1 pseudogene is annotated in these 502 nt (G+C 42.0%); it reads right to left on the bottom strand.

The annotated features are described in order from the left end of the window. Positions 1-502: pseudogene (locus L5M11_RS24060) on the bottom strand (IS3-like element ISSba5 family transposase); the annotation flags it as partial.

Here is a 502-nt window from a genome sequence, read left to right as displayed (position 1 = left end):
CACTTGATCTGGTTGAGTTACTGCAAACTGTCGATTAAGCGTATTGGGGATTGCAACATGCTCTTGTGTCGCTTTTCTATAAGAATGCTTAGGCTGCTGACAGCTTAATAACCCAAGCTTTTTCATTAGATTACGGGCTCGATAACGACTGAGACCAATCCCTTTGTTAGTCACTAATTGCGCTATCGTTCGCGCACCGGCAGAGCCATGACTAATACGATGTGCAGCCTTCACTTCACTGCATAAAATAGTAAAGTCTGCATCAATATGTTCTTTTCTTTTTAGCCAATACTTATAGCTACTTCGATGCACTTTGAATGCATTACAAATTGTGAGAATAGAGTGGCTCTGCTTGAGTGCGCTGATTAGCGTAAATTGTTCATCGAGTCTGACATCAAGAGAGCGGTAGCCTTTTTTAGGATAAGATTGTGCTCCTCAAGACGAGCTATTTGCTTCTTCAGCTCACGGATTTCAATTTGTTCAGGGGTAATCGGAGATGCTT

The organism is Shewanella sp. SM87, assembly GCF_025653705.1.
GTDB lineage: Bacteria > Pseudomonadota > Gammaproteobacteria > Enterobacterales > Shewanellaceae > Shewanella > Shewanella oncorhynchi.
Note: the sequence above shows the minus strand (reverse complement) of the source record. Positions and strands in the feature narration are given on the sequence as shown.